A 14,716-nucleotide genomic window follows, 5' to 3' on the forward strand; every position below is an offset into this window, starting at 1 on the left:
TCTCGATCGTGGTGAACGTCTTGGAGGCGACGATGAACAGCGTCTCCGCCGGGTCGAGGTCGCGGGTGGCCTCGTGGAGGTCGGCGCCGTCCACGTTCGACACGAAGCGGACCGTCAACTCCCGTGCGGTGAACGCCCGCAGGGCCTCGTAGGCCATCGCGGGACCGAGGTCGGAGCCGCCGATGCCGATGTTGACGACGTTCTTGATGCGCTTGCCGGTGTGGCCCGTCCACTCGCCGGAGCGGACCCGGTTCGCGAAGTCGCTCATTTTGTCGAGGACGGCGTGCACGGCCGGGACGACGTTCTCGCCGTCGACCTCGATGACCGCGTCGCGCGGGGCGCGCAGTGCGGTGTGCAGGACCGCGCGGTCCTCGGTGGAGTTGATGTGGTCGCCGCGGAACATGGCGTCGCGCCGCCCGAACACGTCGGTGGCGGTGGCCAGTTCCTGGAGCAGGGCCAGCGTCTCGTCGGTGATCAGGTGCTTGGAGTAGTCGATGCGCAGGTCGCCCACGCGCACGACGTACCGCTCGGCGCGTCCGGGGTCCGTCGCGAACAGCTCGCGCAACTGCGGCTGTCCCTGGGCGCGGTGGTCCTCGAGTGCCGCCCACTCGGGGCGCCGGTCCAGCGTCGGGGAGTCAGACATGAGAGGGGGTCTCCTTGGTGGCCTCGCCCCGCAGGGCGATGGCGTACATCTCGTCGGCGTCGAGGCGCCTGAGCTCCTCGGCGATGAGTTCGGAGGTGGGGCGTACCTTCAGGGCGAGGGTGCGCGGCGGCTGGTCCGGCAGGGTCAGCGTGGCCAGCGGGCCCTCGGGTCGGTCGATGACGATCTCGCCGCTCGTGGTGCCCAGGCGCACGGCCGTGACCACCGGGCCCGCGCTCTCGACCCGGTCGACGGACACCTTCAGACGGGCCTCCAGCCACCGGGCGAGCAGCTCGGCCGCCGGGTTGTCCGCCTCGCTCTCCACGGCCGCCGAGATGATCGGCATCCGCGCCTGGTCCAGGGCCGCAGCCAGCATCGAGCGCCACGGCGTCAGCCGGGTCCAGGCCAGGTCCGTGTCGCCGGGCGTGTAGGCACGGGCCCGTCCCGCCAGCGCCTCCAGCGGCCGCTCGACCGCGTACAGGTCGGTGATCCGGCGCTGGGCGAGGGCGCCCAGCGGGTCCTTGGCGGGCACCTCGGGCGCGTCCGCCGGCCACCACACGACCACCGGCGCGTCCGGCAGCAGCAGCGGCAGGACGACCGAGTCGGCGTGGTCGGACACCTCGCCGTAGGTGCGCAGCACGACCGTCTCGCCGGTGCCGGCGTCGGCGCCCACCCGGACCTCGGCGTCCAGGCGGGACGTCGTGCGGTCGCGGGGCGAGCGGGCGAGCCGCTTGATGACGACCAGGGTGCGCGAGGGGTGCTCGTGCGAGGCCTCCTCGGCCGCCTTGATCGCGTCGTAGGCGTTCTCCTCGTCCGTGACGATGACCATCGTCAGGACCATGCCCACGGCAGGGGTGCCGATGGCGCGGCGACCCTGCACCAACGCCTTGTTGATCTTGCTTGCCGTGGTGTCGGTCAGGTCGATCTTCATGGCCTGCGCCAGCTCCGTCCGTCTCGTGCGAGCATCTCGTCGGCTTCCTTCGGCCCCCAGCTGCCCGAGGGGTACTGGGCGGGTTTACCCTGCTTCGCCCAGTACTCCTCGATCGGGTCGAGGATCTTCCAGGACTCTTCCACTTCCTGGGGACGCGGGAACAGGTTGGCGTCACCCAGCAGCACGTCAAGGATGAGCCGCTCGTACGCCTCCGGGCTGGACTCCGTGAAGGACTCGCCGTACGCGAAGTCCATCGACACGTCCCGGATCTCCATCGAGGTGCCCGGCACCTTGGAGCCGAACCGGACCGTCATGCCCTCGTCCGGCTGGACGCGGATCACGATCGCGTTGGCGCCCAGTTCCTCGGTGGCCGTGGAGTCGAAGGGGGAGTGCGGGGCGACCTTGAAGACGACCGCGATCTCGGTGACCCGGCGGCCCAGGCGCTTGCCGGTGCGCAGGTAGAAGGGGATGCCCGCCCAGCGGCGGTTGTCCACCTCCAGCTTGACGGCCGCGTAGGTGTCGGTCTTCGAGTGGGGGTCGGTGCCCTCCTCCTGGAGGTAGCCGGCCACCTTCTCGCCGCCCTGCCAGCCGGTCGCGTACTGCGCCAGCACGGTGTGCTCGCCCAGGTTCTCCGGCAGCCGCACCTGCTTGAGCACCTTGAGCTTCTCGGTGAGCAGCGACTCGGCGTCGAAGGCGATGGGCTCCTCCATGGCGGTGAGCGCCATCAGCTGGAGCAGGTGGTTCTGGATGACGTCACGGGCGGCGCCGATGCCGTCGTAGTAGCCGGCCCGGCCGCCGATGCCGATGTCCTCGGCCATCGTGATCTGCACATGGTCGACGTAGGAGCGGTTCCAGATCGGCTCATACATCTGGTTGGCGAAGCGCAGCGCCAGGATGTTCTGGACCGTCTCCTTGCCCAGGTAGTGGTCGATGCGGAACACCTGGTCCGGCTCGAACACGTCGTGCACGAGCGCGTTCAGCTCCCGCGCGCTCGCCAGGTCGCGGCCGAACGGCTTCTCGATGACCGCGCGCCGCCAGGACCCCTCGGGCGCGTTCGCCAGACCGTGCTTCTTGAGCTGCTTGACGACCTTGGGGAAGAACTTCGGCGGTACGGAGAGGTAGAAGGCGAAGTTGCCCCCGGTGCCCCGGGAGGCATCCAGCTCCTCGACGGCCGACTTGAGCTGCTTGAACGCCGTGTCGTCGTCGAAGTCGCCCGGGATGAACCGCATCCCCTCGGCGAGCTGCTGCCACACCTCCTCGCGGAACGGGGTGCGGGAGTGCTCGCGCACGGAGTCGTGCACGATCTGCGCGAAGTCCTCGTCCTCCCAGTCCCGGCGGGCGAACCCGACGAGCGAGAAGCCCGGCGGCAGCATCCCGCGGTTGGCGAGGTCGTAGACGGCCGGCATCAGCTTCTTGCGGGACAGGTCGCCGGTGACGCCGAAGATGACAAGGCCGGACGGACCGGCGATGGTGGGCAGCCGCCGGTCGCGCGCGTCGCGCAGCGGGTTCGCCCAGTCGATGGCGGGACTCTCGGTCATTCTCCGTCGACCCCTTCGCTGTTCAGGGACTTCGTCACGGCGTCCAGCAGGTCCTGCCAGGCCGCCTCGAACTTGGCCACGCCCTCGTCCTCCAGCTGCTTGACGACCTCCTCGTACGAGATCCCGAGCCGCTCGACGGCCGCGAGATCGGCGCGTGCCTGGGCGTAACCGCCGGTGACCGTGTCACCGGTGATCACACCGTGGTCCGCCGTCGCCTTCAAGGTGCCCTCCGGCATCGTGTTGACGGTGCCCGGCGCGACCAGTTCGTCCACGTACAGGGTGTCCTTGTACGCCGGGTCCTTCACCCCGGTCGAGGCCCACAGCGGACGCTGCTTGTTGGCCCTCGCGCCGGCGAGAGCGGTCCAGCGACCGCCCTGGAATACATCTTCGTACGCCTCGTAGGCGAGGCGCGCGTTGGCCAGCGCCGCCCGACCCTTGAGGGCGAGGGCCTCGTCGGTGCCCAGCACGGTCAGGCGCTTGTCGATCTCGGAGTCGACGCGGGAGACGAAGAAGGAGGCCACGGAGTGGATCGTGGAGAGGTCCAGGCCCTTCGCGGCGGCCTTCTCCAGGCCCGCCAGGTAGGCGTCCATGACCTCGCGGTAGCGCTCCAGGGAGAAGATCAGCGTGACGTTGACGCTGATCCCGAGGCCGATGACCTCGGTGATCGCGGGCAGGCCCGCCTTGGTCGCCGGGATCTTGATCATGACGTTCGGGCGGTCGACCAGCCAGGACAGCTGCTTGGCCTCGGCGATCGTGGGCGCCGTCTCGTGGGCCAGACGGGGGTCGACCTCGATGGAGACCCGGCCGTCCCGGCCGCCGGTGGCGTCGTACACGGGCCGCAGCACGTCGGCGGCGGCGCGGACGTCGGCGGTCGTCATCATCCGTACGGCCTCGTCGACCGTGACACCGCGGACGGCGAGGTCGGCGAGCTGCTCCTGGTAACCCTCGCCCGTGCCGATCGCGGCCTGGAAGATCGAGGGGTTCGTCGTGACGCCCACGACGTGCTGCTTCGCGACGAGTTCGGCCAGGTTGCCGGACTCGATCCGCTTGCGCGAGAGGTCGTCCAGCCAGATGGAGACGCCTTCGTCGGACAGGCGCTTGAGGTTGTCCGCGGACGCGGTTGCATCGGTCACAATGATCATCTTCTTTCTGGCGAACGGATCAACCGCGCGCGGCGGCCACGGATTCCCGGGCGACTGCGGCGACGTTCTCGGGGGTGAAACCGAACTCGGCGAAAAGGGTCTTTGCATCGGCGGAGGCGCCGAAGTGCTCAAGAGAGACGATGCGTCCTGCGTCACCTACGAACCGGTACCACGTGAGACCCACACCCGCCTCGACGGCGACACGGGCCTTCACGGCCGGCGGCAGGATCCGCTCGCGGTACTCCCGCGGCTGCTCCTCGAACCACTCCACGGACGGCATCGACACCACGCGCGTGCCGATCCCCTCCGCCTCCAGCGCCTCACGCGCCTCGACCGCGAGGTGGACCTCGGAGCCGGTGGCGATGAGGATCACGTCCGGGGTGTCCTTGGAGGACTCGCGCAGGACGTAACCGCCCTTGGCCGCGTCCGGATTCGGCGCGTACGTCGGCACGCCCTGCCGGGTGAGGGCGAGGCCGTGCGGGGCCGGGTCGGTGGCGTGCCGCTTCAGGATCTCGGCCCAGGCGATCGCGGTCTCGTTGGCGTCGGCCGGGCGGACCACGTTCAGACCCGGGATCGCGCGCAGCGAGGCGAGGTGCTCGACCGGCTGGTGGGTCGGCCCGTCCTCGCCGAGCCCGACGGAGTCGTGCGTCCAGACGTAGGTCACCGGGAGCTGCATCAGCGCGGCCATGCGGACGGCGTTGCGCATGTAGTCGGAGAACACCAGGAAGGTGCCGCCGTAGATACGGGTGTTGCCGTGCAGCGCGATGCCGTTCATCTCGGCCGCCATGGAGAACTCGCGGATGCCGAAGTGGATCGTACGGCCGTACGGGTCGGCGCCGGGCAGCGGGTTGCCCTCGGGCAGGAACGACGACGTCTTGTCGATGGTGGTGTTGTTCGAGCCGGCCAGGTCGGCCGAGCCGCCCCACAGCTCGGGCAGCACCCCGCCGAGCGCCTGGAGCACCTTGCCGGAGGCGGCACGGGTCGCGACAGAGGCGCCCTCCTCGAAGACCGGCAGGACGTCCTGCCAGCCCTCGGGTAGCTGACCGGCGACGATCCGGTCGAACAGGGCGGCCCGCTCGGCGTCGGCGCCGCGCCACTTGTCGAGCTGCTTGTCCCAGGCCGCGTGCGCCTCCGCGCCCCGGTCCAGGGCGGTACGGGTGTGGGCGAGGACGTCGTCGGCGACCTCGAAGGACTTCTCCGGGTCGAAGCCGAGCAGCCGCTTGGTCGCGGCCACCTCGTCGGCGCCGAGCGCGGAGCCGTGGGAGGCCTCGGTGTTCTGCGCGTTCGGGGCGGGCCAGGCGATGATCGTGCGCATGGCGATGATCGAGGGCCGCGCGGTCTCGGCCTGCGCGGCCTTCAGCGCCGCGTACAGGGCCGCTACGTCGATGTCGCCGCCGAGCGCCGGCTCGATCCGCTGCACGTGCCAGCCGTAGGCCTCGTAGCGCTTGAGCACGTCCTCGGAGAACGCGGTGGCGGTGTCGCCCTCGATGGAGATGTGGTTGTCGTCGTAGAGGAAGACCAGGTTGCCGAGCTTCTGGTGGCCGGCCATCGAGGAGGCCTCGGCGGAGACGCCCTCCTCAAGGTCGCCGTCGGAGACGATCGCCCAGATGGTGTGGTCGAAGGGGGAGGTGCCCTCGGGGGCCTCGGGGTCGAAGAGGCCGCGCTCGTAGCGGGCTGCCATCGCCATGCCCACGGCGTTGGCGACGCCCTGGCCGAGCGGGCCCGTGGTGGTCTCGACGCCGGCGGTGTGCCCGTACTCGGGGTGACCCGGGGTCTTGGAGCCGTGGGTGCGGAAGGACTTGAGGTCGTCGAGTCCGACCTCGTACCCCGCGAGGAAGAGCTGGGTGTAGAGCGTCAGCGAGGTGTGGCCGGGGGAGAGGACGAAGCGGTCACGTCCGGTCCACTCCGGATCCGCCGGGTCGTGACGCATCAGCTTCTGAAAGATCGTGTATGCGGCAGGGGCCAGGCTCATCGCGGTGCCCGGGTGGCCGTTGCCGACCTTCTGCACGGCATCGGCAGCCAACACGCGGGCCGTGTCGACGGCACGCCGGTCGAGTTCGGTCCATTCGAAGCTGTCCGGTGTCTGCGCGCTCATCGTGCTCATCTTCAAGAAGTCCTCGATCGGAGCGGAGTAGCTGGTCTGACGCGTTCAAAACTAAAAGTCTGACTTTTTAGAGGGAAGGTCCCTGTGTGTCAGCCTGTGGTGAAAGTGGGACACGGACAGCGCGATCGAGGCGGCACGAGAAGGACATGGCGGACAGAACCATCCAAGGTGGCGACGGTGAAGGCGGCGTGGACGCCATCCGAACGTTTCCCTTCCCGGTCGAGCTGAGTGTGTGCGGGGTCGGCATGCAGGTCGGACCGATGGGCACCGACCGCACCTGGCACGCGGACGCCCCGCTGCACCGCGTCCACCGGATCGATTTCCACGTAGTGATGCTCTTCGACGAGGGCCCGGTCCGCCACATGATCGACTTCGCCGAGTACGAGGCGACGGCCGGCGACGTCCTGTGGATCCGCCCCGGCCAGGTCCACCGCTTCTCGCGGGACGACGAGTACCGCGGCACCGTCCTGACCATGCAGCCCGGTTTCCTGCCGCGCGCCACGGTCGAGGCGACCGGCCTCTACCGCTACGACCTGCCGCCCCTGCTCCGCCCGGACGCGCCCCAACTGGCCGCCCTGCGCTCGTCCCTGGCCCAGCTCCAACGCGAGTACGAGGACACGACCACGCTCCCGCTGAGCCTGCACACCTCGGTCCTGCGCCACTCTCTGACCGCGTTCCTGCTCCGCCTCGCCCACCTCGCGGCCAGGTCCGCGGAGGCGGCCCGCGCGCAGGCCGACACGACGTTCACCCTCTTCCGGGACGCCGTCGAGCAGGGCTTCGCCACCAACCACAGCGTCAGCGCGTACGCCGACGCGCTCGGTTACTCCCGCCGCACCCTCGTCCGCGCGGTCCGCGCCGCCACCGGCGAGACGCCCAAGGGCTTCATCGACAAACGCGTGGTCCTGGAGGCCAAGCGCCTCCTCGCCCACACGGACCTGCCCATCGGCCGCGTCGGCGCGGCGGTCGGCTTCCCCGACGCGGCGAACTTCTCCAAGTTCTTCCACCAGCACACGGATCTGACGCCGGCGGGGTTCCGGGCGGAACTTCGCTGACGGCCCGGTCCGCGACTGTGCGCGCAGACCAAAGGGGTGTGCACGCATGCGTAAGGACAGACAGGGCCACGACCCGCACCCTCGTTCTCAGACACGAGACCGAGGCTCACAACGGGAGGCAGCCGTGTTCGGGAAGATCTCGGCCACCGCGGCGGTGGCGGCAATGATCACCTTGGGAGGGGCGGGCGTCGCCGGCGCGGCCCCCAGCCCCTGGGGCGTCGGCAACGCGGCCCCGGCGGCCGTCGGGAAGGCTCAACCGGCCGCCGAACTCTCACCCGCCGCCGTCTGGCATACGGTCGGCGCCTACGAGCGGCTCTCGCAGTGCCAGGCCGCGGGCAAGATCTACGTCGCTCTGGGGGCCCTGGCATACGCCTGCGACGACGTCGGCTACTGGCGCCTGCGCATCCTGGACTGAACCGGGACTTCGCTCTGCGGGGGAGAGCGAAACTCCGTGCGGGGCCCACCGGTTCGGGGCCCCGCACGGTGGCCGGGCTGCTAGTGCCCGAAGTTGAACCAGTTGACGTTCACGAAGTCGGCCGGCTGGCCGCTGGTGAAGGTCAGATAGACGTCGTGCGTGCCCGTGACCGAGCTGATGTTGGCCGGGATCGTCCGCCAGGACTGCCAGCCACCTGTGTTGGAGAGGGCGAAGCTGCCGATGGGCGTGCTGGTACGGCTGTCGAGGCGCACCTCGACCAGGCCGCTCACGCCGGAGGCCGCACCGCTGGCCACCCGCGCGACGAACTGAGTGGCCGCCGTGGAGCCGAAGTTGACGCCCTTGTACTGCGCCCAGTCGCCGTTGGCGAGCGAGCCGATGTCCTGGCCGCCGCCGGTGTCGGTGGTCGTCTCGGGGACCGTGCCGGACTGGCTGTCGTAGGACTCGGCCTGGATGGCGCTGTAGGCGTCACGGTTGCCGGTCGGCGGAGGCGTGGTACCGCTCCCACTGGCCGACAGGACCTGGACGTAGTCGACGACCATCGGCACGCCCGACTGGGTGTCGCCGTCGAGGCCGCCGCCGAACGCGTCCGGGAAGCCGCCGCCCATCGCCACGTTCAGGATCAGGAAGAAGCCGTGGTTGGTGGCGTTGGCCCAGGTGGTCGCGTCGACCTGACTCGCCGTCACCGTGTGGTAGTTGACGCCGTCGACGTAGAAGCGGATCGCCTCGGGGCTGGCCGAGCGGTCCCACTCCATCGAGTAGGTGTGGAAGCCGGACTGGCAGGTCGTGTTCGGGCAGGCGACCGAATTGCCTATGCCCGTCGTCTCGTTGCACGGGCCGCCCGGGCTGGTGCCGCAATGCAGCGTCGCCCAGACCTTGTTGAGACCCTGGACGTTCTCCATGATGTCCAACTCGCCCACGCCGGGCCAGTTCTGGTAGTTGCCGCGGTAGGGGGCGCCCAGGGCCCAGAACGCCGGCCAGTAGCCCTCGGCCGCCGTACCGGTGACGTTGGGCATCTGGATCCGGGCCTCGACACGCAGCTTGCCGCCGGCCGGGGGCTGGAAGTCGGTACGGGTGGTCTCGATGCGGCCCGAGGTCCACTGGCCGGCCGAGTTGCGCACCGGGGTGATGCGCAGATTGCCGGAGCCGTCGAGCGAGACGTTGGTGGTGCTGTTCGTCATCGTCTCGACCTCGCCGGTGCCCCAGTTGGCGGGGCCGCCCGGATACGAAGTCCCGGTGTCGTACTGCCAGTTGGAGGTGTTCACACCGGTGCCGGCGGTGCCGTTGAAGTCGTCGAGGAAGACCTGCGACCAGCCCGCCGGGGGCGTGGGCGCGGAGGCGTTCGCGGGCAGGCTGGCGGCCGTGGCGAGAGCGGCCGCCAGACCGATCGTGGAGAGTACGGCGATGAGGGCGCGGCGGCGTCTGGGTATTCCGGAGGGTGCACTCATGGGGGTGCCTCTCGGGTACGGAGTGGGGTGGGGTGCGGGTGTTCAAGAGCCTTTGAGAGCGCTCTCAGGGTGGGGTCAATGTGCCCGCCGGTACTCCGGTCGTCAAGAGTTGAAGCAAGGAAAGTCCCTGCGGGCGGGGCGAGTTCACCCGATGAAGGACCGTATGGAAGGTATGGGTGCGAGGCGGCCGCCGGCTACGGCCGCCTCGGCCCGGGTCAGTTCAGCGGAGCGGGCGCCGGGGTGCCGTAGAAGGTGATCGGTGGCCAGCCCTTGGTGGCCGCGAGTTCGTTGAGCGCCTCGGCGATCTCCAGCGGGGAGATGACGTGGGCCGCCGATGCGTCGTTCACCGCGACGCTGAACTTGATCGTGAGGTCCCCGTTCATGTCGTCCTGAACCAGCTGGGAGTTCCCGCTGAAGAGCGTCCCGTTGGGGAAGTCGGTCGAGGTGGTCGCCGCGGTCTGCTCCGCCTCCGCGGCCTGGGCCGGCTGGGCCGCCGCCGCACCGCCGAGCACGGCGCCCGCGGTGGCCGTACCGGAGTATCCGAGCAGGGAACGTCTTGAGATGCTGGACAAAGTACCCCCTCCTTCACGGCCGCGCGGGTGACTCCCGGGGCCGTCGGCCGATCGTAGGCACGGTCGATCACCGCGAGGGGCTGAACGAGATCGTCCGCTCGTGGACGGCCTGGGCGAGACCGGCCTGGGCGAGACCGGCCGCGTACGAAGGGCGGGGCCTAAAGCGCGCTGCCCGCCTTCCAGTTGGCCCATGACATGTTCCAGCCGTTGAGGCCGTTGGACGGTTCCACCGTCTTCTCGCCGGAGTTCTTGACGATGACGACGTCACCGAGCATCGAGCTGTCGTAGAACTTGTAGCCGGGCACCGAGGTGTCGTTGGCGCCCTTGGTGTCGTGCAGGCCGACGCAGCCGTGGCTGGTGTTCTGGTTGCCGAACACCCCTGTGGACGCCCAGTAGTTGCCGTGCACGAAGGTGCCGGAGGTGGTCAGGCGCTGGGCGTGCGGGACGTCGGAGATGTCGTACTCGTCGCCGAGGCCGACCGTCGAGGACTCCATGCGGGTCTGCTTGAAGCGCTCGCTGATCACCATGATCCCGGACCAGGTGGTGTGGTCGGAGTCGCCGCCGGAGACCTTGTAGGTGGCGTGGGTCGCGCCGTCCCGCTTGACCACCATCTCCTTGGCGGACAGGTCGACCGTGCTGATCTGCTCGCGGCCGATGTGGAAGGTGACGTCCTTGGACTGGACGCCGTAGACACCGTCGGAGCCCTCGACGTCCTTCAGGCGCAGGCTGAGCGTGATCGTCGTGCCGGACGCCCAGTACGTCTCCGGGCGGAAGTCGAGCCGGGTGTCGCTGAACCAGTGGCCGACCACCTCGACGGCCGGCTCGGCGGTCACCGTGATCGCCTTCTGGACCGCGGCCCGGTCCGCCACGGCGTGCGTGAAGTTGATCGACACCGGCATGCCGACACCGGAGGTGGTGTTCGCCTCGGGCGTGAAGTAGCCGACGAAGGTCTCGCCGGGCGCCTTGGTGGTGAAGGTCGCTGTCTGCTGCGCCGCGCCCTCGGCCGTGGCGGCGACCGTGTACTTCGTACCCGAGTACGGGTTCTTCGTGGACGTCCACTTCGTCTTGGCGTCATTGAGCGAACCGGCCAGCGTGGAACCGTCGTTCCCGGTGACCTTGACCGAGGTGAGTGTGCCGTCGGTCACGGTGACCTCGACCGGGCTCGCGAAGTCGGCCTTCTTGGTGCCGTCGGCCGGGCTGACCGTGATCGTGGGCCGCTTCGTCGCCGAGGGCGAGGCCACGCCCGACGCGGCGGCCTTCGTGCTGTCGCCCTCCGAGGCGCCCGCCGAACTGCACCCGGTCAGGACGGCGGCAGGCACCACCCCGAGCGCGGTGAGCACCCCGCGCCGGGACCACCTCGCCGACTGCTGCTCGGACCGGTTCGATATGTGCGATGCGCCCACGGCAGGCCTTCCTGAGAAATCCACCTTGCGGATGCATCCTGCGCCGCGGACATGGGTTGATCCTTTGAATCCCCGGGCCGCTCCCTGAGATTCCTGTGAGGACAGGGTGAGAGAAGGCCTGAAACCACGGTTGTGGGGGTGCCCTGGTTTGTGAACAGAGTATGAACGGCCCGACCGGGCCCTGAGTATCCGGTGAGATCCCCGCTCCGGCATGGCTTCCCCACCTTCCCGGTCGGAATAGTGCGAAAGCGAGGAACGACCGAAGGCGGAGTTCCGCTTCCCGCGGCTCCGCCGCCGATCACAGCCGGAGGTTTTCGTGACCGAAGTCCGCGAGCGACACACCGTGGCCATCGTCGGAGCGGGCGCGGCGGGCACCCTCACCGCCGTCCAGCTCTGCGAGAGCGCTACGCGCCGTCGGACACCGCTCGACCTCGTCCTCCTCGATCCGGCCCCGGAAGCCGGCCGCGGCACGGCGTACGCCACGCGCGATCCACGCCACCGCCTCAACGTGCCTGCGGGCAACATGAGTTGCTACCCCGACGACCCGGGCCACTTCACCCGTTGGCTCTGCCGCCACGGCGAACCGTCCGTCACCGCCGCCGACTTCGCCACGCGCTACCGGTACGGCGCCTACCTCGCCGACACCTTGGCGCAGGCGATCGTCCGGGCCCAAGGGACGGTAGTGGTACGCCGGCTGCGCACCCGCGCCGAGAGCTGTACCGGCACCCCCGACGGCCGGGTGGACCTCCACCTCGCCGACGGGGGACACCTCACCGCGCACAGCGCCGTCCTGGCCACAGGGCCCGCCGCCCCGTCCGCAGGCTGGGCGCCTCCTGCGCTGCGCGCCTCGGCCCGCTTCGTCGCGGAGCCGTGGGCCACGGGCGCCCTCGACGGGCCGCTGGCCGACCCGGCGGGCGGGGCTTTGGGTGGGGCGCGGAGCGGTATCGCGGGCGATGCCTTGGGTGGGTCGCGGAGGGACATCGCCGACGGCGCCTCGGATGGGCAGCGGAGCGGCATCGCTGACGTCTCCCTGGGCGGGCCTCGGAACGGCATTGCCGACGACGCCTTGGGCGGGCCGCGAAGGGACACAGTCGACATTGCCCTGGGTGGGCTGCGGAGGGACACAGCCGACGTCTCCTTGGGTGGGTCGCGGAGTGGCACCGCCGATGTCCCTTTGGGCGGGCCTCGGAGCGACACGGCAGACGGTGTCTTGGATGGTTCGCGGAACGGCATCGCTGACGGCGCCCTGGGCGGGCCGAGGAGGGACACCGCCGAGGTTGCCTCGGATGGGCCCCGGAGCGACACCGACGACGTCCTCCTCGTCGGTACCGGCCTCACCGCCGTGGACCTCGCCCTCGCCCTGGACCGCCCCGGACGCACGGTGCACGCTCTCTCTCGCAGCGGGCTGCTGCCCCAGCCGCACGCGCTCACCCCGGCCGGGCCGATGGCGCCGCCGGACGGCCTCGACGACACCTCGCTCGGGCGGCTGCGCCGGGCCGTCTACCGGCACATCAGCCGTTCCGTGCGCACCCACGGCGACTGGCGACCCGCCCTCGACAGCCTGCGCCCGCACACCGCGCGCCTGTGGCACAGCCTCACCCCCGAGGACCGCGCCGAGTTCCTCGCCCACGAGGGATCCTTGTGGAACACCCACCGCCACCGCATGGCCCCGGCCACCGCCGAGTCCGTCTCCCGGGCCCGCACGGCCCGCCGGCTCACCGTCCACACGGGCGCGGTCACGGACGCCGTCGAACACGGCGGCGCGCTCACGGTCACCCTCTCCAACGGCCGTACCCTGCGCGTCGGTTGGGTGATCGACTGCACGGGACCCGGCCGCCGCTTCGACGATCCGCTGTGGCGCTCCCTGTTCGCGGCCGGCACTGCCGTCGCCGGGCCGCTCGGCATGGGCGTGGCCACGGTCGACGGACGGCTGCTCGACGCCGAAGGGCGTGCCGACCGGCCGCTGTTCACGCTGGGCGCCCCGCGCCGCGGCGAACTGTGGGAGACCACCGCGATCCCCGAGATCAGGGTCCAAGCGGCAGCCCTGGCAAGGCAGTTGCTCACCCCGGGGCACCGGTCGAGCCGGCGTCCGGCCCGCCGTCCGGTCGACGGACACGACCTCCCCCTCTCCACCCACGCCGAGTCGGCCGCCGCCTACCGCACAGGACTGGACCGGGTCCTCAAGGTCCGGGCGGGCGCCGAGGACGCCTTCGCCCGCGCGGTCGCCCTCGACCCCGGCTTCGCGCTGGGCCACGCGGCCCTCGCCCTGCTCGGCCACGAGTGCGGTGCCGCCGTCGACGTACCCCAGGCGCTGGCCGAGGCGCAGCGCAGCGCGCGCGAGCGGGCCGACGAACGGGAGCGGTCCTTCGTGGACGTGGTGACGCGCCGGGTGCACGGCGACGATGGGGACGCGGCACTCGTACGACACCTCGACGCACACCCCGCCGACGCGCTCGCCCTGGCGGTCGCCGTGCCCACCATCGCCTTCTCCGGCGTGACCGACCTCGACGACGACAGGGCGCTGCGCCTCGTCGAGGCGACCTCCGCCGCGTACGACGGCCACTGGTTCCACACCTCGCTGCTGGCCTTCCTGCGCCAGGAGCAGGGGCGGTTGCCCGAGGCCGGCGAACTCGCCCACCGCGCGCTGGCCGCCGAGCCCGCCTCCGGACACGCCGTGCACGCGCTCGCCCACGTCCACTACGAGTCCGGCGCGCACGAGGCGGGCCGCGACTGGCTGGACGGCTGGGTCGCCGGACAGGGGCGGGGCGCGGTGCACCGGGCGCACTTCTCCTGGCACATCGCGCTGCACGAACTCGCCCTCGACGACCCGGACGCCGTGCGCCGACGCTGGTTCGCCCAGCTCGCGCCGGGGCGGGTGGTGACCGGGGTGCGGGCGCTTGTCGACTCGGGGTCGCTGCTGTGGCGGGCCCGCCTGAGCGACAACTGGCCCGGCGAGCTGCCCACTTCGGACGTCCTGGAGTCGGTGACCCACGAGGTCCTGGAACGGCCCGCGACCGCTTTCACCGCCCTGCACGCGGCCGTCGCGCTGGCCGCCGCGGGTGACCTGCCGGCCCTGCGGCGGCTGCGCGACCATGCCGTCGGTGCCGACCCGGTTCAGCGCGAGGTGATCGTCCCGCTGTGCGAGGCGTTCGCCGCGCTCGTCGAGGAACGCTTCCAGGAGGCCGCCCGGGGCCTGGACGCCCTGCTCCCGGTCCTGCGCCGGGTGGGCGGCAGTTCGGCCCAACGGGAGGTCGTGGAGGAGACGTTGCTCTACGCCCTGGTGGCGGCGGGCCGGTGCGAGGCGGCTCGGCGGCTGCTGGACGCGCGGCTGGACCGGAAGGAGGCACCGCGGGACCGGCGGATGCGGGAGGGGCTTGCGGGGGTGGGGATGTGAGCCTCCGTCAGCTGTCTTGCTCGGCTGCGGTGTTCGTGTGATCGGTGTCCCCAGTACGT

Annotated in this window: 10 protein-coding genes and 1 pseudogene; 3 read left to right on the plus strand and 8 right to left on the minus strand. The window is 70.8% G+C overall.

Annotated features, from left to right (window positions below; genetic code table 11):
• The 5 genes and pseudogenes from ACWDR3_RS13250 to tkt form a co-directional block, all read right to left on the minus strand.
• Positions 1–643: pseudogene (locus tag ACWDR3_RS13250) on the minus strand (glucose-6-phosphate isomerase); the annotation flags it as partial.
• Positions 636–1,571 (minus strand): glucose-6-phosphate dehydrogenase assembly protein OpcA, encoded by a 936-nt coding sequence (gene opcA, locus ACWDR3_RS13255; protein ID WP_401712617.1) that lies wholly within the window; start codon positions 1,569–1,571, stop codon positions 636–638. The pseudogene ACWDR3_RS13250 and the gene opcA, both read right to left, overlap by 8 nt.
• The gene (gene zwf / locus ACWDR3_RS13260) at positions 1,568–3,109 is read right to left on the minus strand and encodes a glucose-6-phosphate dehydrogenase (protein WP_450352595.1); all 1,542 of its coding nucleotides are present in this window, start codon (positions 3,107–3,109) and stop codon (positions 1,568–1,570) included. Before zwf ends, opcA begins: the two co-directional genes overlap by 4 nt.
• The gene (gene tal, locus ACWDR3_RS13265; RefSeq protein WP_450352596.1) at positions 3,106–4,251 is read right to left on the minus strand and encodes a transaldolase; all 1,146 of its coding nucleotides are present in this window, start codon (positions 4,249–4,251) and stop codon (positions 3,106–3,108) included. Before tal ends, zwf begins: the two co-directional genes overlap by 4 nt.
• Before the next feature lie 19 nt (positions 4,252–4,270).
• Positions 4,271–6,346 (minus strand): transketolase, encoded by a 2,076-nt coding sequence (gene tkt / locus ACWDR3_RS13270; protein WP_450352666.1) that lies wholly within the window; start codon positions 6,344–6,346, stop codon positions 4,271–4,273.
• A 155-nt stretch (positions 6,347–6,501) separates the two neighbouring features.
• Here tkt and ACWDR3_RS13275 point away from each other — a divergent pair, with 155 nt between their 5' ends.
• On the plus strand, positions 6,502–7,407 hold the full coding sequence (locus ACWDR3_RS13275; RefSeq protein ID WP_450352597.1) for a helix-turn-helix domain-containing protein: 906 nt from the start codon (positions 6,502–6,504) through the stop codon (positions 7,405–7,407).
• Between the two features lie 124 nt (positions 7,408–7,531).
• Positions 7,532–7,822, plus strand: coding sequence for a hypothetical protein (locus ACWDR3_RS13280; protein ID WP_450352598.1), 291 nt, complete (start codon positions 7,532–7,534; stop codon positions 7,820–7,822).
• An 80-nt stretch (positions 7,823–7,902) separates the two neighbouring features.
• Here the strand turns inward: ACWDR3_RS13280 and ACWDR3_RS13285 are convergent, their stop codons facing one another.
• The 3 genes from ACWDR3_RS13285 to ACWDR3_RS13295 all read right to left on the minus strand — a co-directional run bounded on the left by ACWDR3_RS13285 (position 7,903) and on the right by ACWDR3_RS13295 (position 11,263).
• Positions 7,903–9,288 carry a glycoside hydrolase family 16 protein gene (locus tag ACWDR3_RS13285; protein WP_450352599.1) on the minus strand — a complete coding sequence of 462 codons (1,386 nt, stop codon included), beginning with the start codon at positions 9,286–9,288 and terminating at the stop codon, positions 7,903–7,905.
• 215 nt (positions 9,289–9,503) lie between these two features.
• On the minus strand, positions 9,504–9,860 hold the full coding sequence (locus tag ACWDR3_RS13290; RefSeq protein ID WP_450352600.1) for a twin-arginine translocation signal domain-containing protein: 357 nt from the start codon (positions 9,858–9,860) through the stop codon (positions 9,504–9,506).
• Between the two features lie 158 nt (positions 9,861–10,018).
• Positions 10,019–11,263 carry a L,D-transpeptidase gene (locus ACWDR3_RS13295; protein ID WP_450352601.1) on the minus strand — a complete coding sequence of 415 codons (1,245 nt, stop codon included), beginning with the start codon at positions 11,261–11,263 and terminating at the stop codon, positions 10,019–10,021.
• Positions 11,264–11,579: 316 nt separating this feature from the next.
• Here ACWDR3_RS13295 and ACWDR3_RS13300 point away from each other — a divergent pair, with 316 nt between their 5' ends.
• Positions 11,580–14,657 carry an FAD/NAD(P)-binding protein gene (locus ACWDR3_RS13300; protein ID WP_450352602.1) on the plus strand — a complete coding sequence of 1,026 codons (3,078 nt, stop codon included), beginning with the start codon at positions 11,580–11,582 and terminating at the stop codon, positions 14,655–14,657.
• Positions 14,658–14,716 lie beyond the last annotated feature (59 nt).

It is taken from the genome of Streptomyces sp. NPDC001002 (assembly GCF_053599215.1).

Coding starts and splice junctions, on each gene's coding strand:
- tal (WP_450352596.1), bottom strand. CDS start 4,251: ATGATCATTGTGACCGATGCAACCGCGTCCGCGGACAACCTCAAGCGC.
- zwf (WP_450352595.1), bottom strand. CDS start 3,109: ATGACCGAGAGTCCCGCCATCGACTGGGCGAACCCGCTGCGCGACGCG.
- tkt (WP_450352666.1), bottom strand. CDS start 6,346: ATGAGCGCGCAGACACCGGACAGCTTCGAATGGACCGAACTCGACCGG.
- ACWDR3_RS13275 (WP_450352597.1), top strand. CDS start 6,502: ATGGCGGACAGAACCATCCAAGGTGGCGACGGTGAAGGCGGCGTGGAC.
- opcA (WP_401712617.1), bottom strand. CDS start 1,571: ATGAAGATCGACCTGACCGACACCACGGCAAGCAAGATCAACAAGGCG.
- ACWDR3_RS13285 (WP_450352599.1), bottom strand. CDS start 9,288: ATGAGTGCACCCTCCGGAATACCCAGACGCCGCCGCGCCCTCATCGCC.